21 protein-coding genes are annotated in these 18,004 nt (G+C 30.0%); 5 read left to right on the forward strand and 16 right to left on the reverse strand.

Annotated elements, in window-relative coordinates; genetic code table 11:
- Positions 1-158: 158 nt before the first annotated feature.
- A complete protein-coding gene (locus WA327_RS05905; RefSeq protein WP_336067544.1) occupies positions 159-1,358 on the reverse strand; it encodes an FAD-dependent oxidoreductase in 1,200 nt (399 codons plus the stop codon).
- Positions 1,359-1,532: 174 nt separating this feature from the next.
- On the opposite strand from WA327_RS05905, the gene WA327_RS05910 reads away from it, so the two are divergent.
- On the forward strand, positions 1,533-2,633 hold the full coding sequence (locus WA327_RS05910) for a DUF4407 domain-containing protein (protein ID WP_336067546.1): 1,101 nt from the start codon (positions 1,533-1,535) through the stop codon (positions 2,631-2,633).
- 52 nt (positions 2,634-2,685) lie between these two features.
- Here the strand turns inward: WA327_RS05910 and WA327_RS05915 are convergent, their stop codons facing one another.
- From WA327_RS05915 to WA327_RS05960, 10 genes are all read right to left on the reverse strand, one after another.
- Positions 2,686-3,264 carry a PhnA domain-containing protein gene (locus WA327_RS05915; RefSeq protein ID WP_336067548.1) on the reverse strand — a complete coding sequence of 193 codons (579 nt, stop codon included), beginning with the start codon at positions 3,262-3,264 and terminating at the stop codon, positions 2,686-2,688.
- 63 nt (positions 3,265-3,327) lie between these two features.
- Positions 3,328-3,693 (reverse strand): MmcQ/YjbR family DNA-binding protein, encoded by a 366-nt coding sequence (locus tag WA327_RS05920; protein WP_336067551.1) that lies wholly within the window; start codon positions 3,691-3,693, stop codon positions 3,328-3,330.
- A 15-nt stretch (positions 3,694-3,708) separates the two neighbouring features.
- Positions 3,709-3,846 (reverse strand): hypothetical protein, encoded by a 138-nt coding sequence (locus tag WA327_RS05925; RefSeq protein ID WP_336067554.1) that lies wholly within the window; start codon positions 3,844-3,846, stop codon positions 3,709-3,711.
- Positions 3,847-3,955: 109 nt separating this feature from the next.
- Entirely contained in the window at positions 3,956-4,567 is a 612-nt protein-coding gene (locus WA327_RS05930; protein ID WP_336067556.1) for a DUF4230 domain-containing protein, read from the reverse strand.
- A complete protein-coding gene (locus WA327_RS05935; protein WP_336067559.1) occupies positions 4,567-4,911 on the reverse strand; it encodes a DUF4260 domain-containing protein in 345 nt (114 codons plus the stop codon). The genes WA327_RS05930 and WA327_RS05935 overlap by 1 nt, the downstream gene beginning before the upstream one ends.
- A 3-nt stretch (positions 4,912-4,914) precedes the next feature.
- On the reverse strand, positions 4,915-5,661 hold the full coding sequence (locus WA327_RS05940) for a cyclase family protein (protein WP_336067561.1): 747 nt from the start codon (positions 5,659-5,661) through the stop codon (positions 4,915-4,917).
- Positions 5,662-5,665: 4 nt separating this feature from the next.
- Positions 5,666-6,793 (reverse strand): radical SAM family heme chaperone HemW, encoded by a 1,128-nt coding sequence (gene hemW / locus WA327_RS05945; RefSeq protein WP_336067562.1) that lies wholly within the window; start codon positions 6,791-6,793, stop codon positions 5,666-5,668.
- Between the two features lie 90 nt (positions 6,794-6,883).
- Positions 6,884-7,252, reverse strand: a complete 369-nt coding sequence (locus WA327_RS05950) for a four helix bundle protein (RefSeq protein WP_027880921.1) — start codon at positions 7,250-7,252, stop codon at positions 6,884-6,886.
- 10 nt (positions 7,253-7,262) lie between these two features.
- The gene (ruvC, locus tag WA327_RS05955) at positions 7,263-7,820 is read right to left on the reverse strand and encodes a crossover junction endodeoxyribonuclease RuvC (RefSeq protein ID WP_336067565.1); all 558 of its coding nucleotides are present in this window, start codon (positions 7,818-7,820) and stop codon (positions 7,263-7,265) included.
- Positions 7,820-8,449, reverse strand: coding sequence for a cell envelope biogenesis protein OmpA (locus WA327_RS05960; protein WP_336067568.1), 630 nt, complete (start codon positions 8,447-8,449; stop codon positions 7,820-7,822). The genes ruvC and WA327_RS05960 overlap by 1 nt, the downstream gene beginning before the upstream one ends.
- Before the next feature lie 46 nt (positions 8,450-8,495).
- On the opposite strand from WA327_RS05960, the gene WA327_RS05965 reads away from it, so the two are divergent.
- From WA327_RS05965 to WA327_RS05975, 3 genes are read left to right on the forward strand one after another with little or no spacing between them, the layout of a single operon-like run.
- The gene (locus WA327_RS05965) at positions 8,496-9,461 is read left to right on the forward strand and encodes a lysylphosphatidylglycerol synthase domain-containing protein (protein WP_336067571.1); all 966 of its coding nucleotides are present in this window, start codon (positions 8,496-8,498) and stop codon (positions 9,459-9,461) included.
- Complete coding sequence (locus tag WA327_RS05970; RefSeq protein WP_336067572.1) at positions 9,461-10,585, forward strand: glycosyltransferase; 1,125 nt, start codon at positions 9,461-9,463, stop codon at positions 10,583-10,585. The genes WA327_RS05965 and WA327_RS05970 overlap by 1 nt, the downstream gene beginning before the upstream one ends.
- Positions 10,586-10,634: 49 nt before the next feature.
- A complete protein-coding gene (locus WA327_RS05975; protein WP_336067573.1) occupies positions 10,635-11,507 on the forward strand; it encodes a hypothetical protein in 873 nt (290 codons plus the stop codon).
- On the opposite strand, the gene WA327_RS05980 is transcribed toward WA327_RS05975, so the two are convergent.
- The 3 genes from WA327_RS05980 to WA327_RS05990 all read right to left on the reverse strand — a co-directional run bounded on the left by WA327_RS05980 (position 11,508) and on the right by WA327_RS05990 (position 14,214).
- Positions 11,508-11,984, reverse strand: coding sequence for a hypothetical protein (locus WA327_RS05980; protein ID WP_336067575.1), 477 nt, complete (start codon positions 11,982-11,984; stop codon positions 11,508-11,510).
- 119 nt (positions 11,985-12,103) lie between these two features.
- Positions 12,104-13,852, reverse strand: a complete 1,749-nt coding sequence (locus WA327_RS05985) for a M56 family metallopeptidase (protein ID WP_336067577.1) — start codon at positions 13,850-13,852, stop codon at positions 12,104-12,106.
- Between the two features lie 2 nt (positions 13,853-13,854).
- Positions 13,855-14,214, reverse strand: coding sequence for a BlaI/MecI/CopY family transcriptional regulator (locus WA327_RS05990; RefSeq protein WP_336067578.1), 360 nt, complete (start codon positions 14,212-14,214; stop codon positions 13,855-13,857).
- Positions 14,215-14,333: 119 nt separating this feature from the next.
- Between WA327_RS05990 and WA327_RS05995 the strand changes: the two genes are divergently transcribed.
- Positions 14,334-14,831 carry a DUF456 domain-containing protein gene (locus WA327_RS05995; protein WP_336067580.1) on the forward strand — a complete coding sequence of 166 codons (498 nt, stop codon included), beginning with the start codon at positions 14,334-14,336 and terminating at the stop codon, positions 14,829-14,831.
- A 269-nt stretch (positions 14,832-15,100) separates the two neighbouring features.
- Here WA327_RS05995 and WA327_RS06000 read toward each other — a convergent pair whose 3' ends face one another.
- Both WA327_RS06000 and WA327_RS06005 read right to left on the reverse strand, forming a co-directional pair.
- The gene (locus WA327_RS06000) at positions 15,101-15,778 is read right to left on the reverse strand and encodes a response regulator (RefSeq protein ID WP_336067582.1); all 678 of its coding nucleotides are present in this window, start codon (positions 15,776-15,778) and stop codon (positions 15,101-15,103) included.
- A gap of 4 nt (positions 15,779-15,782) precedes the next feature.
- Positions 15,783-17,822, reverse strand: coding sequence for an ATP-binding protein (locus WA327_RS06005; RefSeq protein WP_336067585.1), 2,040 nt, complete (start codon positions 17,820-17,822; stop codon positions 15,783-15,785).
- Positions 17,823-18,004 lie beyond the last annotated feature (182 nt).

Below are 18,004 nucleotides of genomic sequence, written 5' to 3' on the forward strand. Positions count from 1 at the left end.
TAGCAAAATAGAAATTAAAGCAATAAAATGAAGTTTGTAAAAAACAGGTTTAATCACGGTTAAGATTTTGGTAAATTGATTAGCTCTTCAAATATAGAAATTAAATAAAAAAGCCTAAACAAAATTGTTTAGGCTTTTTCGTTTATAAAACTAATACATTATGGAAGTTGAGAATACCCATTTCTTGTTTTCCAAAGAAAGTATTTCTCAAATAAGACTTTTGAAAAATCATAGAAAACATTTGGTATCATGATAGCAAAATTTCTTGGTTTAAATAATTTATCAGATAGAATAATTACTTCCTTTTTACCAGCGTCCATTACGCAAATTCCGGGTATTTTTCCCCAAGCTTTTTTCTTAAGTTCTGTTTTCCCTTTTTGAACTCTTATAATATTTTCTGCAACAATTTTACCTGTTTCATCAGATGGATAACCTGTTTTTGGTGTAGAAAATGGCACTTCTCCACAAGTAAATGGTGGTTTTACATCTACTGCAATTCCTGCAGCCCAAACATTTGGTAAAGTAACATGTCTGTAATCGTCTGTTACTGGTATATATCCTGCTGGTGTAGCTTGTAATCCTGGTGATTTAGTCACAAAATCAACACCAACAAATGGTGGCATTAACATGGTGAACTTAGCAGGAATTTCTTCACCTGTATTTAAAACTACTTTATCTTTAAAAACTTCTTTTACACCAACTTCGGTTCTAAAATGAATATTAAACATTTTCATAAAAGACTTTAACATGGTTTCGCCTCCTTTAATTCCGTCAATTCCAAAGTGTCCTAAATAGTTTTCGGGAGTAATCCAATATAAATCTACTTTCTTTCTTATCTTTTGCTCTCTAAGCCATTTTTCAATATTAAATAAAAACTCATAAGCTGCTCCCATACAACCAGCATTTTGAGTTGCCCCAACTACGATTCCGCCAGGGTTTTTCTTAAATTCTTCTAATGCTTTTCTAGTTTTCATTGCGCCATTTGGCGTACCTATATAATGAGCAAATTCTTTAACTCCTGGTGCTACATCATATTTTACTTTTGGACCTGTTGCAACCACTAAATGATCATAATTTACTTCGCCTTTATCGGTTTTTACAATTTGGTTTACCGTATCTACTTCTAAAGCTTCTGCGTTAAGAAAATCGACACCTCTTTTTTCTAAAATGGTATCTTTTCTAAACGAAATATCTTTAACATCTCTTCTCCCAAACGGCACCCAAATTAAAGATGGTACAAATAAAAATAATGGCGATTTATCTATCAGCACTACCTCTTGTTGATCTTTACCTTTTCTTTTTAACTCTAAGGCTGCAGTAATACCTGCAAAGTTGCCTCCTATCACTACTGTTTTCATGGTTAATATGTTTTTAATTGGTAGCACTAATTTACTAACAAACAACTTCTTACACAGTAACAGAAGTTACACATCAACATATAAAAACTTGATTTTAAATGTTAATTTATGTAACAATTAAGACCAATTTACGTTCTTATAGATATCATCCATCAATCAAAAAACAATCACATCATGTTACAACAATTCTTTATTATTTGCTCTGGCGCAGATATTAACATCTTAAAAAATGCTTCTTCAAGTGAAAAAAACAAATACGCAGGTATTGGCGCCACTGTCTTTTTTACGGCTTTAATGGCTTTTATCGCATCTGGTTATGCGCTTTATACCGTTTTTGACAATCTTTTTACAGCCATCTTTTTTGGACTAATTTGGGGATTACTCATTTTTAATTTAGATCGTTTTATCGTGTCTACAATTAAGAAAAGAGATTCTTTTTTAGATGAATTTTTGCAGGCACTTCCAAGACTAATTCTAGCTGTTATAATTGCTATAGTTATTTCAAAACCTTTAGAAATGAAGATCTTTGAAAAAGAAATCAACCAAGTTTTGTTAGAAGAAAAAAATGCAATGACGCTTGAAAACCAAGAACAAATTGCGCTTCAATTTTCTCCTAAAGTAGCAGAACTAAAGCAAAATATTGAAAATTTAAAATCTGAAATTGATACTAAAGAAGCTGAAGTTAATGCACTTTACGACACTTATATTAGCGAAGCCGAAGGTACTTCTGGAACAAAAAAACTAGGCAAAGGTCCTGTTTATAAAGAAAAACGAGACAAACACGATGCTGCTTTAGCACAATTAGAACAACTAAAAACAGACAACAAAGCAAAAATTGCAGCAATAGAAACCCAACTTCAGCAACTTCAAAATAATTATCAAACTCAAGTTGATAATACGCAACCTATAATTGATGGTTTTGATGGTCTAATGGCTCGTGTTAATGCATTAAACAAATTACCTTGGTTACCTTCGTTTTTTATATTCTTATTGTTTTTAGCTATTGAAACTGCGCCAATTTTCGCAAAATTAATTTCACCTAAAAGTGAATATGATTTTAAATTAGAAGATCAAGAAACTGCTGTAAAAACATTAGTACAACAACGTGTTGAAGAACGCAAACTAGCTTTACAAACCGATTTTAAAATTAACGATAAAGTGTATACTGATTTATCTGAGGAAGACGAATTATATCAATTTAAACGCAAAAAGGCAAGAGAACTTATGCAGTTGCAAGCAGATGCATTTTATAAAAGTCAGCAAAAATTATTATAAGAAAAGCCCAATTTTCAATTAGAAAATCGGGCTTTTTTTCTTTTTAAAAATATTAATTCTTTTTTACATATTCTGTAATAATCACAATTTGTTGTCCGCCAACTTTACCTTCAATATAATTGGCATTTTCATGATCTACACGTATGTTTCTAACTGCTGTTCCTTGTTTAGCAACCATACTAGAGCCTTTTACTTTTAAGTCTTTTATTAAGACTACATTGTCTCCGTTTTCAAGAAGAACACCATTAACATCACGGTGTATAATTTTTTCGCTTTCGTCTTTATCTTCACCTGTTGCACGTGCTAAAGCCAAAGCGTCTTCATCTAAATACATCATATCTAACAGATCTTTTGGCCAACCTTCGCCTCTTAATCGCTGTAACATACGCCAAGCCATGATTTGTACTGCGACATGCTCGCTCCACATACTATCGTTTAAACAACGCCAATGGTTTGGATCCATATCGGTGTTTTTTTCTATTTGATTATAACATGTATCACAAACCAAAACGCAGGTATCTACGCTTTCATTTAATGATGGAGGAATGGTGTATTGTTGTAAATTTGAAGTTGAAGCACAAAGCTCGCAAGTATCATTGCTTCGGTCTTTTAGCATCTGAAGTACGCTCATGATGTGAAGATTTTATGTTTTTTGAATAATTGCAATGATACATTTATTTGAGTTGTTGTGCAATTATTCTTTCAATGCTTGCTGCATTTTTTTGGTCATACCTTTAACCACTTGATCGTAAGAATGATCTATAAGTTGAAATAGCAATTCTGGTAAAACTTCTCCTTTATGCACATAAATTGTGTTCCAATGTGTTTTATTCATATGAAAAGCACCTTTAATACTATCATATTCTTCACGTAACTCTAACGCATATTGTGGATCACATTTAAGTGAAATGGAACCTTCGCCAGCTTCCCATTTATCTAAAGGAATTAAGGCAAACATCTTACCTAACACTTTAAAAACTAAGGTGTCTTGATTAAAAGGAAAAGTTTCTTCTACTTTTGGTTTTTGAAGACAGTATTGATGTAGTTGCTCTATATTCATGCATAAATATAGTGCTTATTTAATTTCTTTTAAATTAACTTTTTTGGAGTTTTTCTTTTTTAATTTATTAATTTCTCGACTATTATTTTTGATAATTGGAGGAATATCTAAACTTTCTAAGGTATCATTTAAGTAGAGTAATAATCTATTCATAGCTTTGGTTTTGATTATTAATACTTAAAAGGTAACAAGATTTGATGTTAATACAAAGAAAACTGACTGCTTTTTCGATAAAATACACCCATTTCAAACGTTTTCGTAGCTATTCTCTTATTTTTTTAATATCGTCTGTATCCAAGACTAAATTTTGATAATCTAGTGTCCAACCTATGGTTTGAACAATATTTTCTACCAATTGTAAAGACTCTAAAGCTTCTTGTTTTGCTACGTTAAACAATCCGCTTTCTGGCACTTTTTCTAAAATATGTTGCTTAGCTTCTTCATTAAGCGCTGTTAAATCTGCAGCTTCAAACTTATTGAAATAACCATCTTTTTTATCGTAATAGTTTAAATTAGTTTCTATTGAAAGTATTTCGGGTTGCGGAAAACTTTTGATAATTACCGTTTTAGTGTCTTGATTTGCTTCTAAAGTTACTTTATTAAAATCGAAACCCACATACGCTTTTGCATTTATTACTACCAACGCTTTTTTACGGCTAGACACTAACTTTAAAAAGCGTTCTTTAACATCTTCATAATGATAGATTTCAGCAAAGTCACCTTCAACAGTTATAAACTTGCACACCTTTTTAATCTTGTCTAAAAGTATCACCGATTGCGAGGATACTTTTTTCTTGTTTTTAAAGTGTTTTATATAGGTTGTTATCCCTAATACAACAAGTCCACCTATTATTAATGAGATAAAGATTTCCATTATAAACTTCCTAAATGTGTGTTTTTAAAATGATCTGCATATTTAAGTCCGTATCCAAAAATTCGGTCTAAAGACGCATGAGAAAACAGGATAATTCCTATTAATTGCACGACTTCGATTTCAAAATAAATTCCACCTAAAAAGATCAAAATAGCTAATCCTTTATGATGAAATATATTGTATGTTATTGCACCAATTTTAGTATTGATTAAATAGCCTAGCATACCAATATCTGGCAGTAAAATCAATGCTAAAAACCACCACCAAGCATAACTTAATGTTGAAAACAAATAGATACCTAGTATGAATTGAAAAAGCTCTTCTAATTTTAAAATGGATTTCATTTTTTATTCTATTTTGTAAAGGATAGGTTTGCTTGGTGTTGCATCGTTTTCAAACGAAGCTATTTGTAAATTTAAAATATATTTTCCGTCTGTAATTTTATTTTTCACGTAAATAAACTCGGTTATGGTCGCATTTTTTCTAATCTTACCATCAACATCCCAAAAAGCTTTATGAGCTAATAATTTACCTTCGTCTTTTTCTTTATCAACACTTGGTAAATCTACTAAAAGATGTTGTACGCCTATTTTTTTTATAAATTGTGCTGCATCTTCGGTTAAATAAGGCCAATTGGTATTAGAGTATTGCCTAGTTAGTTTGTCTTTTGTATTTGGCATTGTGCGAATAACCAAAGCTTCTGGCTTACGTTGCTTTAATAAGAATTTTAATTGTGATTTAGAAATCACATAATCTTCATCTATTTTTTCTGGTGCAACGGTGATTAATTCTGCTTTAAAAAAGAACTGTTTTAAGCATTTATTGATACTGTAAAATTTTTCGGTAATGTGTCCAACACATTCGGTATGCGTACCGTGAGCATGCGGATTAAATTGAATGTTATTAAAGTTGATAGATGCTCCTTTTTTTACGCTTGCTGTCCACTCGCCTATTTGCGCTGGCTCTATTTTAGGCTCTTCGATATACCACGCATTGGCGTTATCTTTTGAACCACGAATGGGCATTGATATGTCTAAAGGTTTGGATAAGTCTACTGTGTATTTTTTTGTATTAATGTCTATTATTGTCTTCATTAAATTAGTTTAACATAAATAGCTCGCTTGCTATTCCGTCGGTTAAAAATTTTCCTTTTTTGGTTGCTTTTAAGCTGCCATTATCAATATACAATAATTGTTCCGAGATATAAAACTGTGCTTGTTTTAATAAGTAATCATGGTAATGTAGCCCAAACTTGTTGGTTACTTGGTCAAGATTAATACCCCAAACGGTGCGCAAACCTGTCATGACAAACTCGTTATACTTATCATTTTTGGTCAATGTTTCAGTTTCTAATGGTAATTGATTATTCTCAATCTTTTTAATGTAAATAGAATTATTTTTTACATTCCAAGCGCGTCGATGACCGTTAAAACTATGTGCTGATGGACCAATACCAATGTATGGTTTACCTAACCAATAGGCACTATTATTTTTACTGTAATAACCTGGTTTTGCAAAATTAGACAGCTCGTAATGTTCAAAACCTGCATCTTCTAATTTTTCTATAAGTTGATGAAACTGTTGGTGTGCAACCTCATCATCAACATCATCAATAATTCCTTTTTCGATAAAGTTAGCCAATGCTGTTTTAGGCTCGACAGTTAGTGCGTAACTTGAAATATGTGGTACACCAAAGCTTAGCGCTGTTTTAATATTAGTTAACCATTCTTGTGATGTGCTATTTGGTATTCCGTAGATTAAATCTAAGCTAATATTATCAAAATATTGTGTCGCAACTTCTAAACATTTTTTTGCTTCTTCGGAATTATGAGCACGATTCATCAACTTTAAATCTTTCTCATAAAAAGATTGTATACCAATACTTAGTCGATTGATTGGCGATTGGGATAATTCAATAATTTTTTGCTCAGATAAATCATCAGGATTGGCTTCTAATGTGATTTCTGGTGATGTTACAACTGCATAATTTTTATATATCGTATCTATTAAAAATTGTAGTTCTTCAATAGATAATAGACTTGGCGTTCCGCCACCAAAATAGATGGTTTCTACAGTTGCATCTTTAAATTCTTCTTTACGAAGTTGAAGCTCTTTTGCTAAAGCAGAAATTAATTGATCTTTCTTTTTTAACGAGGTCGAAAAATGAAAGTCGCAATAATAACATGCTTGTTTGCAGAATGGTATGTGAATGTAGACGCCGGACATATCAGTTGTCAATAAACAATTAACAGGAAACAATTAGCAGTAGTCAATTTACAAATTATCAGATATCAATGATTAGTGACCAACTAACAGTTAAGGTATTTTATTTATTCTTGTTTTTTTAAGTATTGAAAATAATATTTTTGATAGTTCGTCAGTGTTTGAGTGTAATTTATCAAACTCTATTTTACTTAAAAAATCTGAATCTTTAAGTAAGCTTAACCAGTACTTAGTCTCTAAGCTTTCTTTATAAGCAATTGAAATTTTAGCAGAAAAATCAGCATTTGATATTGCACCGTTTGCTTCTGTAACATTAGCTCCAATGGACGTACCAGATCTTAATAATTGTTTAGATAAGATAAACTCTTTTTTTGAATTAGTTAATTCTTTATAAACATTAACAATTTGAAGAGCTAATTGATAAGATTTATCAGCTAAAGGATTATTTGCTTGTTTAGACATTGATAACTGTTTATTGTTTATTGATTTTTGTTGAGTTTTGTTTTACAAAACTTGCCCAACCCGAATAGCTTTTACCAATTTCTACGCGACCTTGATTGTAAAAATGACAAACTGCTGCTGCTAAACCATCGGTAGAATCTAAGTTTTTTGGCAAAGTTTTTAGTTTCAATAAACTTTGCAGCATTTTTGCTACCTGCTCTTTACTAGCATTACCATTACCTGTAATTGCCATTTTGATTTTTTTTGGCGAATATTCGGTAACTGGTACTTCTCTACTTAATCCTGCCGCCATAGCAACACCTTGCGCACGACCTAACTTAAGCATACTTTGTACGTTTTTACCAAAAAAAGGCGCTTCGATAGCAATTTCGTCAGGATGATGCGTATCGATTAATTCTATAGTTCTTTCAAAAATCAATTTCAATTTTAAGTAATGGTCGTCGTATTTTTTTAAGTCTAGCTCGTTAAGTTGTAAAAAGCTCATCTTTTTATTTTCAACTTTAATCAAGCCAAAACCCATAATGGTTGTTCCGGGATCAATACCTAATATAATTTGTTCTTTTGCCATTAATTACAAGTTGCGCAACCGCTTAAAGAAACTGCAACACCAACAGTTACGGTTAATAAATTACCGTTAAAAGATCCATATCCTTCAGTTATTGGATCAAAATCACTTGCAAATCCCATAATGTAAGACGAGTCGATATATGCAGAAACAGTTCTACTTATTCCGTAATGAAATTCCATTCCGCCCATAGCATTTAAATAAGACGTTTTATTATCGCCATAAGCATCTAAAGGTTTTATCATAGAATAACCAGGACCAACATGAAAAACTACACCTGTACCAAATGGTAAAAACGTAAAATCTGATGTAGCATCATAAACAAACTGTGCATTTACACGTGTGTAGTTTACTTTAAAATCTGGTGTATTATCGGCATTTACAAATCTATTATACCCAAAATCTACTTTAGCTCCTAATTGATTAGTAAACATATGCTGAACTCCTAAATTTATGGTCGGAAAATTTAATCCATCAGCCTCAAAAGGCGTTACAAATCCATCTTGACTTGGGCTATTTACACCTACAGCAATTAGAGCTTTCCATTTACTAGTTTCTATTTGTGCTTTTACTGTGGTTAATCCCAACACTAAAAAGGCAAGCAAACAAATGATTTTAAATCTTGATAACATTGTGTGTTTTTTAGTTTATTTTGCAAGCACTTTCAGAAAAAATAAGATGAATAGTAGCTTACCTTACAAAACTAAGCAATTCTTTTTTGTACTTATCAAATTAAGTATAGTTGTTGGTGCATTTTACTTTATTTATCAAAAATTACTTAATAATCCTGAATTAAAATTTGAAGATTTTTTGCGTTTTTCAGACAAAAACAAGCTGTTTTCAACAATAAATATCATTTTTTTAGTGTTTTTAAGTGGTTTTAATTGGATTTTAGAAATTATGAAATGGCGATTTTTAATCTCAAAAATCAAAAAAATAAGTTTTTTAGAAGCTACCGAACAAAGTTTGGGCGCACTAACCGCTTCCATTTTTACTCCAAATCGTATTGGCGAATATGGTGCAAAAGCCATCTACTTTGAAAAATCACAACGTAAAAAAGTGTTGCTTTTAAACCTAGTAAGCAATATGCTACAAATGAGTGTGACCGTTATTTTAGGTGTTATTGGTTTTATTTTCTTGTATAAAAATTACGAGGTTGACATTGATTATCGATTTATTAGAGCTTTAATATTATTGACTTTAATTGCTTTGTTTGCAGTATTTGGTTTGAAACAAAACCGATTTAACATTAAAGGTTTTTCTTTTGAAAAAGTGATTAATTATATCAAAAATTTAGGTGTAAAATATTTAGGCGTTGGCTTTTTACTATCGGTGTTACGTTATGCTGTGTTTTCTTTTCAGTTTTATTTTATTTTGACACTTTTTGGAGTTCAATTAAACTATGTTGATGCTATGATTTTAATTACTTCTATGTATTTATTGGCTTCAATAATTCCGACAATTTCAATATTTGATGTGGTAATAAAAGGTAGTGTTGCATTGTATGTCTTTGGTTTGGCAGACATCAATCAGCTACCTATTTTAAGTTGTATTTTATTAATGTGGTTACTAAATTTTGCACTACCAAGTGTTTTTGGAAGCTATTATGTGCTTAATTTTAACGTTTTAAAATCTCAAAATTGATGCTTGTAATTGCTGTAATCATATTGCTTTTGTACTTGCTTTTAATAGGAAAATTTGCTTTTGCTATAGATAAAGTGCCAGAATTTAAACTGCAAGATATTCCTGCAAAAACAAAATTTTCGGTAGTTATTCCTTTTAGAAATGAAGCCGAAAATTTGCCTACGCTTTTTAAATCTATTTCTAAGTTAAGTTATCAAACTTCACTTTTTGAAATTATCTTAGTTAATGATGATTCTGAAGATCTATCGGAAGAGATTGTTACTAAATTTATTTCAACTTCAGCTTTAGATATCACATTGATTGAAAATGAAAGACAAACCAATTCACCTAAAAAAGATGCGATTTCTTCAGCAATAAAAATTTCAAAATACGATTGGATTATTACTACCGATGCCGACTGTGTTTTACCAAAATATTGGCTAGATAATTTTGATGCTTTTATTCAGCAAAATGAAGTTAAAATGGTTGTTGGACCAGTTACTTATCATCAAGTTAATGGATTTTTAAAACACTTTCAATTATTAGATTTTTTAAGTTTAATAGGAAGTAGCATTGCAGGTTTTGGCATTGGCAAACCGTTTTTATGTAATGGTGCTAACTTAGGTTATAAAAGATCTTTTTTTAGTGACATAAACGGTTTTGAAGGCAATGATATCATTGCAAGTGGCGACGATATTTTTTTAATGGAAAAAGCGTTGAAAGCAGATAAAAATTCGGTTAAATATTTAAAAAGTAAGCATGCTATTGTGCAAACAATACCGCAACCAAATTTTAAAAGTTTACTATCGCAACGCATACGTTGGGCAAATAAAACGTCTAACTATGATAATGGTTTTGCTAAGTTAGTTGGGTTATTGGTATTGCTAGCAAATTCAGTTGTTGTAATTGGCTTTGTATTGGTGGTTTTAGAACTGTTTCAACTCAAAACCTTTACTTATTTATTGGTTTTAAAACTGCTAATTGATTTCCTTTTGATTTATAAAACCAGCGTATTTTTCAACAAAGAAAATGCTCTAAAATATTATTTACCTTCAAGTATATTATATCCTTTTTTTAGTGTTTATGTTGCTGTTATTGGCTCGTTTTCAACTTATAAATGGAAAAACAGACGCTTTAAGAAATAGTTTTTAATTAAAAATTTCTACTTTAGCATAGAACCAAATTACAATCTCTATGAAACGATTACTTTTCATTTTAAGCCTATGTGTTTCAACATTAAGTTTTGCGCAACAAACCTACACTATTAATGGCGAATCTTTACAATTAGATACCGAAGTTGAAGGTACTTTAGACCTGCTTTGGGCTTCTGTTGACGGACAATTTAGATATTTTGTCAAGACCGAAGACAATGCTGTTACCGAACTTAAAAACACAAAAAACGACGATAATAAATACCAAAACGAGTACCAAGCGACACTAACTGATTTAACTGGCATGAATGCATCTAAAACTAAATTTACTTTATTTAGTTTGAAGCAATTTGTAAACAAATACAATGCTTCTGAAGACGATACTTACACAGCTAATGATAGTAAAGCTAAACTTAAAACAAGATTAAGCTTTTTTGGAGGTTTGACTAACAACCCTTTTGTGGAAAACCCTGATAATGAAAATGCTTTGTTTTTTGGAACTGAACTTGAAATTGTCCAAGACAAAGCACAACCTAAACATGCTGGATTTGTTAATCTAAGATACATAGCAGAAAATGACAATTTACAATATAGCGCTACACAGTTAGCTTTAGGTTACAGATTTAGGTTTATAAATCAAGACAATTTTAATGTGTATGCGCAAACTAAATTTGCAACATTAACTAATGTAAACGCAACTTACATAGTTGAAAACCCTGAAAACCCAGGAACGTTTGTTGAAAATAAAATTTCTAATACCGAGTTTGATGCACCTTTAATTTTTGGACTTGGCGCCGATTTTAAAGTTGGTAACGGTTATATCACTTTAGTGTTTGACTCGCTGTTTGCAGCTTTTAGTGATAACGAAGGAAACTTCCCTACGGATGTGGCTTTAGGTTATAAATTTAATTTATAATTAATTTACCTGAAGAATAATTGGTAATTTAAACTGTGTTTTTACTTGTTGCCCACGTTTTATGGCAGCATAAATTGGTGGTAAACTATCTAAGCTACTTTCAATAATTTCTTGAATATTTGGCAACTCTGCAATGGTTAAAGAGTCTGCTGAGAATTGTTGAATTTGCAATTGCCCTTTTTCTGAAATTAAAAATTCTAGAATAATTGTATCATTAATATCTTGAGTAACAACAAAGGTTTCTTTAGCTAATTGTGAACTTATGTGATTAGCTAACGTAGTTTCAAAACATTGTTTTTTATTAGTTAATGTGTCTAAAGAATCGCAAACAGGAAAGCTAGGATACGTGTCTACTTCGTTCCAATTAAATGTTTTTAATTCTTTTTTTAGAATAGCATCTTTTGATGTCTTTTTAGCTTCAAAATATTGACAAGACACTAATAAAAAGAATATAAAAAAAGTTGCTATTTGTTTCATATTAAACAAGTATCGCCGAAAAATACGATTTTTTGGTTGATAATTGTATGTTTATTGATTGATGACCATAAAAAAACCGAAGTAAAAACTTCGGTTTTAACTATTTAAAAGTGAATTTACTAATCAATTTTAAATGTTATTGGTAAGCTGTAAGGCACATTAACTTGTTTACCTTTATCTGTACCAGGTATCATTTTTGGTAATAAATTAATCACTCTAATGGCTTCTGCTTCTAAATCTTTATGTGGCGCTCTAGCTCTAACATCTACAACATCTCCATTAACATCTATTTTAAAGCTTACAAAAATGCGTTTTACACCTTTTTCTAAACCTAGATTATTAGCTAGTTCTGTATTGAAATTTTTCATAACATGTTCGTTTATTTTGTTTGAAAAACATTCTTTTTGTTCTTTAATATTAAATACTGTTTCACAACCTTCTATTAATGGAACTTGTTCTATAACACTAAAAGGAACATCTATTTGATTTGAATCGTGAATGTAATCTCCTTTTGGTTCTCTAACTTCGATTTTAATATGTCTATAACCATCAGATATTACCAAAGCATGATACCATTCTTCATTAGTGATTTGCGCTAATTTTGATTGTTTCAATCCTTCTTCTTCATCAGTTAAATTATCTAAATCTTCAACTAATAATCTTAACGTTCCTCTTTCTGGGTTACCAACCCAATTATCTTTAGATTCTTGGATTTCTTTATTATTAAGATAATCCTGATATGTGTTATCATTTATTTCATCTAAGATGTTTGCCGCCTTACCATTTTTTAACTTATAGTCCTCTGCCATAATTATAAACTTAGCTTTAAGTCTTGCATATTGGTCTAAAGTATTTAGGTAATTATTAGTATCTGTTTTATTCTCTGAAAACAATTTTCCAATATTATCTTTATACTTACCCCTATACTCTTTCAAATACTTTTGCACTAACTCTTCTTCCGTTAATGTAGTTTGTTCTGTATTTGCTTTATTAGTTTCGTCTTGAGAACATGAAGAATATACCAACATTACTGTAATCATTGGTATTAGTAGCAAGTACTTAATTAAATAAACAGGTTTTGATTTTGATTTTTGTAACATAATTATTCGTTTTTTGATTAATGATTGTTTAAAAAATGGATTAATGAAAGGCAACGATTTTACATCAAAAATTTGCTGTAATAAACGTTGGTAGTAATCTTTTTTATTGACAGTTTTTATAGCATTTTGATCGGCAATATACTCGTGCACTTGGGTTAAATATCCTTTATATATGTACACTAATGGATTAAACCAAAGTGCAATTTTTAATACTTCAAACCATAATAAATCTATGCTGTGTTTTTGTTTGACATGAATAAGCTCATGTGCCAAAATAGTTTCTTTTTGCTGTTCTGTAAGTTGGCTACCAATAAACACGTAGTTAAAAAATGAAAAGGCAACTGTTGTGTTTGGTAGTGATAAAACTTGATATCCATTAGACTCTATTTTTTTAGCTTTTGCCCATAATTTTAAAAGTTTTGACAGCTTAAAAACAAAAATTAAAAATGCAATACCACAACCTAAAATGATAAGATTATTAAGTGTTAAAAATGAGGTTTGATTAGCAATAGTTGTAGCTTCTGTAGTAACTTGTGTTGTTTTTGGGACGTTACCCAAAACAACTTCAGGTAAAACAACTACATATTTACTTGGTATGGTTTTAGTAAAACTTTCAATTTTAATTAAAGGCAAGAGTAACGACAACAATGAAGTTGATAATAAATACCATCGGTTGTAATTAAAAAACGTTTCTTTTTTTAAAAGCACTTCATAAACCAATAAAAAGATAAGTTGAAAAGCGACTATTTGAATGATATAGGTAACCATAACTATTGGTTTTTATTGATTTCATTTAAGATGTTTTCTAGTTCTTCAATATTTATATCATTTTTCTTCACAAAAAAAGACACCATGCTTTTAAAAGAACCTTGAAAATAATTTTCTACTAACTTATTTAAGCTTTGATTGCTATAATCTTGCTTTTTAAGTATTGGAAAATACACGTGACCTTTTCCTTGTTTTTCATAATCTACAAATCCTTTGGATTCTAAAATCCTAACAATTGTAGAGACTGTGTTGTAAGCTGGTTTAGGTTCTGGAAGTATATTAATTATATCTTTTACATTAGCTTTTTCTAGCTGCCAAAGTACTTGCATGATGTCTTCTTCTGCTTTTGTAAGTGCTTTCATTTTTTTAACTAAACTTTTAGTTGAATAACACAAATATAACTAAATATTTAGTTTGAACTAATTTTTTAGTTGAAAAATGTAACATAACTGAAGTTTATTCGTCATATAAACAAAAACTTATGGATATATTTTTAACCATCATTGGCTTTGCTTTTATCTTATTAGGCTTAGCTGGAAGCATCTTACCTATTTTACCCGGTCCGCCTTTAAGTTGGGTTGGTTTACTTTTTTTATATATGACAGATGCTGTACCAAGCGACACTTCATTTTTAATTATTACTCTAATTATAGCTCTATTTATTTTAGCTTTAGACTACATCATACCTGCAATTGGTACTAAAAAATTTGGTGGTAGCAGAGCAGGAATGATTGGCACAACACTTGGTTTAATTATAGGCTTAATTGCACCTATACCTGCGGGAATAATTATTGGACCTTTTGTTGGTGCTTATTTAGGCGAATTATCAAACAAATCAGATTCTAAAACGGCTTTAAAAGCAGCTTTCGGCTCTTTTTTAGGTTTTGTAACAGGAACATTTTTAAAGTTTATTGTAGCTGTAGTTTACTTAGGTTTTTTTGTTTCCATTTTTTGGGAGTTTAAACACCTTATGATATAATATTTTGTAAAGAAATATTCTTAAAATGAAAAAGCAACATCTAGCGATGTTGCTTTTTCTTGTGTGTAAATGTAAATGCTATTAACCAAACTAAGTTTGAAAGGGAAAATACTTAAATTAATAGTCATTACAAATATAAGTAATTGTATCTTATACACTTACGGCAAAAACCGCATAGATGTTGTGGTAAAAACCGTAAGTCTTAAATATAACGCAAGTTTCGGAGTCTTTTTTTAATGAAAAAAATCTGAAGATTTTTGAAAAAAATTCTAAATGTAGCCCTTTTCTTTCGCGATTTGAATTAAAGTTTCATCTTTACCATCATCAACAAAAAATAACTCTTTAAGATTTTTCTTTCTTTTCTCAATTGCACTTAAAGTTAAATCAAGATGTTTTACTAAATCTTTTGTTTTTATACCCAATGATAATAAGTGGAGCATTTTATGATTTACTAAATCTAAAGTAATTGGATTCTGTAAGCTTTTTCTTAAAACTTTGTTTATGGTTCCACTATAAAAAGGCGGATTACCCTGAATGGCTTGAAAAGCACTTGCTAACTCACTTGATGTTAAGTCACTTTTTATTAAAAACCCTTCTGGATTTATGGTTTTAATAATATCATGTATTCTGTAAACTTCCTCAAACATGGTGAGAATTACAATTTTAGCATCTTGCTCTACCATTCTTACTCGTTTAGCTAAGTCTTCTCCTGATTTATAAAGACCATCACTTGATTCTGGAATACTAATATCAAAAAAGTAAATATTATAGGGCACGCCAACGTTTTTGGCTTTTTTCATGGCTTTTAAGGCAGAATCGCAATCTGATGCAATATCTATTGTCAAAGATTGATTTTCTTTTTTAGTAGCCATTAAAGTATGCATATAGCCTTCAATAATCATTGGATGATCATCAACCATTAATATTTTAAGCTCTTGATTTTTCATAATTTTAGTTAGTTTGTATGTTTGGGACAGTTATAAAAATTGATGTACCTTGATCTGTTTTAGATAAAACTTTAAACTTAGCGTTTATCTCTTTTAATCTATCTGTGATATTTTTTAGACCAATTCCGGATTTAGATTTAGTTTGATCAAAACCTACACCGTTATCAATTATTTTTAAAGTTAAAGTATTTTTTTCTAAACCAAAAGCAATGTCTACTTTAGTTGCTTTTGCGTGTTTATAGATATTTTGCATGGTTTCTTGCAAAATTCTGTATAAATGAATTTTTATTTTATTGTTAAGCGAATCCCAACTGATACTTGAGTCTGCTTCAAAAGAATATTTGATATTATAGGCTGTCATCTGTGTTTCGATTAATGTTTTTACCATATCGTAATAACCTGATTGGTTAACAAAATCTGAATTTAACTCGTGTGACACTTTTCTTATATCGTCTTCTATATTTTTTAATTCTGAAATGTAATTACTTCTTTTTGAAATAGCTTCATCTGTTTTAACAAGGTTTAAACTATCTAAGCTTAACCTAGCACCAAAGAGTCTTCCTAAAATACCGTCGTGTATTTCTTGAGAAATTCTATTCTTTTCTACACTTCGGGCTTCGTCAATTTTTTCTTGTTGAGAAAGCATTAATTTATAGATTTCTTCGTTGGCTTCTTGTTGCTGTTTTTGTAGTTGTAGTTCTTTATTTTTTTCTCTTTGTGTTTTTATGATGTATAAGAAAAATAGAACTCCTATAAGGCCTACAGTTGTAAAGATTAACCATTGTCTTTGTCTAGAGATTTGTTCTTTTTCTTGAAGGATTTCATCGGTTTCAAATTCTATTCTAGCAAATTTGTTTCTATTTGCTCTTTCTTTTGAAATTAAACTATCATTTAGCTCTATATGCTCGTATAAATATTTTTTTGACTGTTCTCCTGTTTCTGTTCTTGCTTTTAATATTAAAGCATCTAGAATGGTTTGATTTTCATCAACTTCATGCGCTTTTTCATAAGCTATGTTTGCATATTTTTTTGCTGAGTCTATTTCTTTCTTATATAGATAAAGCTCTGATATAAAAGATGCTATAACAGATTGCTCTACTTCAATTTCTTGATCTAATGAAAACTTATATGCCTTTTTAAAAGTCTCTTTGACTTCGCTAGCGTTAAAATCTTTTTTTAAAAACTTAGCATAAGCTAAATTTGATATTATTGATACATAAGTTGGTGGATCTGCTGTTTTAAGTGCTTCTAAGTTTTTTATTTCACTTAAGACTTGAATGGTTTTGGAGTAATCACCTTTTCTACGATAAGCTATTCCTATATTCATTTCAGAAAAGTCCTTTAAATATTTATAGCTTTCTCCTTTTAATTTTTTTGCATAGCTTAATGCTTTATTGTGATACTCAATAGACTTATCAAACCGTTTTACTTTACTTGAAACAATACCAATTAAATTATTTAATGCCCATAACTTATAATTTATTGCATCTGATATTGGTAGCGTTTTAGCAATCTCGATACCTTTAATAGCATTTATTTCTGCTCCAATATAATCTCTTTCGGATTCTTGGATATTTGCCATGTTTAATATTACACCAACTTCATTTTCTCTATCTTTTAAAAGCTCATATAGCTTTCTAGAATTGTAAAAATAATAGTAGGCACTATCATTTCTTTTTTGGCTGTAAAAGTAATAACCCAAATTGTTGTTGGCATAAGCCATCTTTAAAGAGTCTTCTATTTTAGAAGATATTTTTAAGTTCTCTTTATTTATTCTGTATAATGAATCATATTTTCCAGACACAATAAATAACCAAGATAAAACTCTGTTGCTTTCTAAAATAGTTGAGTCTTTTCCGTAATCTTTTGACAAGTCTATCGCTTCTCTAGCATATTGAAATCTTTTGGATATATCTAAATCTGAATTATTTGCTAACTCTCTTAGTCTTATAATTTTTAAAATAGTACTTTCTTCTTTTACTTGTGGTGTAGATGTAAAAGAAAATAAAGTAAGTAGTAATACTAAATTGAGAATATATTTCACCTTATTGAATGCTAAAACAATCAAATTTAAAATATTTTAAATAAAAAACTAATCCTCTTCTAATACTACTATTAGAAGAGGATTAAACATATATATTTTTTGTACTCTACCCTTGTGTTGGTACACTCATTCCTTTTTTATCTGTCATTGAGATTAAATCTACTTGTACTTTCTTTACTTCT

Source organism: Mesoflavibacter sp. CH_XMU1404-2 (assembly GCF_037029465.1).
Taxonomy (GTDB): Bacteria; Bacteroidota; Bacteroidia; order Flavobacteriales; family Flavobacteriaceae; genus Mesoflavibacter.

What these genes read in the sequence shown, in the direction of transcription:
- WA327_RS05935 (WP_336067559.1), bottom strand. Translation starts at nt 4,911, where the DNA reads ATGAAATCCATTTTAAAATTAGAAGAGCTTTTTCAATTCATACTAGGT.
- WA327_RS05925 (WP_336067554.1), bottom strand. Translation starts at nt 3,846, where the DNA reads ATGAATAGATTATTACTCTACTTAAATGATACCTTAGAAAGTTTAGAT.
- WA327_RS05915 (WP_336067548.1), bottom strand. Translation starts at nt 3,264, where the DNA reads ATGAGCGTACTTCAGATGCTAAAAGACCGAAGCAATGATACTTGCGAG.
- WA327_RS05920 (WP_336067551.1), bottom strand. Translation starts at nt 3,693, where the DNA reads ATGAATATAGAGCAACTACATCAATACTGTCTTCAAAAACCAAAAGTA.
- WA327_RS05975 (WP_336067573.1), top strand. Translation starts at nt 10,635, where the DNA reads ATGAAACGATTACTTTTCATTTTAAGCCTATGTGTTTCAACATTAAGT.
- ruvC (WP_336067565.1), bottom strand. Translation starts at nt 7,820, where the DNA reads ATGGCAAAAGAACAAATTATATTAGGTATTGATCCCGGAACAACCATT.
- WA327_RS05905 (WP_336067544.1), bottom strand. Translation starts at nt 1,358, where the DNA reads ATGAAAACAGTAGTGATAGGAGGCAACTTTGCAGGTATTACTGCAGCC.
- WA327_RS05960 (WP_336067568.1), bottom strand. Translation starts at nt 8,449, where the DNA reads ATGTTATCAAGATTTAAAATCATTTGTTTGCTTGCCTTTTTAGTGTTG.
- WA327_RS06000 (WP_336067582.1), bottom strand. Translation starts at nt 15,778, where the DNA reads ATGAAAAATCAAGAGCTTAAAATATTAATGGTTGATGATCATCCAATG.
- WA327_RS05990 (WP_336067578.1), bottom strand. Translation starts at nt 14,214, where the DNA reads ATGAAAGCACTTACAAAAGCAGAAGAAGACATCATGCAAGTACTTTGG.
- WA327_RS05965 (WP_336067571.1), top strand. Translation starts at nt 8,496, where the DNA reads ATGAATAGTAGCTTACCTTACAAAACTAAGCAATTCTTTTTTGTACTT.
- WA327_RS05940 (WP_336067561.1), bottom strand. Translation starts at nt 5,661, where the DNA reads ATGAAGACAATAATAGACATTAATACAAAAAAATACACAGTAGACTTA.
- WA327_RS05995 (WP_336067580.1), top strand. Translation starts at nt 14,334, where the DNA reads ATGGATATATTTTTAACCATCATTGGCTTTGCTTTTATCTTATTAGGC.
- WA327_RS05910 (WP_336067546.1), top strand. Translation starts at nt 1,533, where the DNA reads ATGTTACAACAATTCTTTATTATTTGCTCTGGCGCAGATATTAACATC.
- WA327_RS05930 (WP_336067556.1), bottom strand. Translation starts at nt 4,567, where the DNA reads ATGGAAATCTTTATCTCATTAATAATAGGTGGACTTGTTGTATTAGGG.
- WA327_RS05950 (WP_027880921.1), bottom strand. Translation starts at nt 7,252, where the DNA reads ATGTCTAAACAAGCAAATAATCCTTTAGCTGATAAATCTTATCAATTA.
- WA327_RS05980 (WP_336067575.1), bottom strand. Translation starts at nt 11,984, where the DNA reads ATGAAACAAATAGCAACTTTTTTTATATTCTTTTTATTAGTGTCTTGT.
- WA327_RS05970 (WP_336067572.1), top strand. Translation starts at nt 9,461, where the DNA reads ATGCTTGTAATTGCTGTAATCATATTGCTTTTGTACTTGCTTTTAATA.
- WA327_RS05985 (WP_336067577.1), bottom strand. Translation starts at nt 13,852, where the DNA reads ATGGTTACCTATATCATTCAAATAGTCGCTTTTCAACTTATCTTTTTA.
- hemW (WP_336067562.1), bottom strand. Translation starts at nt 6,793, where the DNA reads ATGTCCGGCGTCTACATTCACATACCATTCTGCAAACAAGCATGTTAT.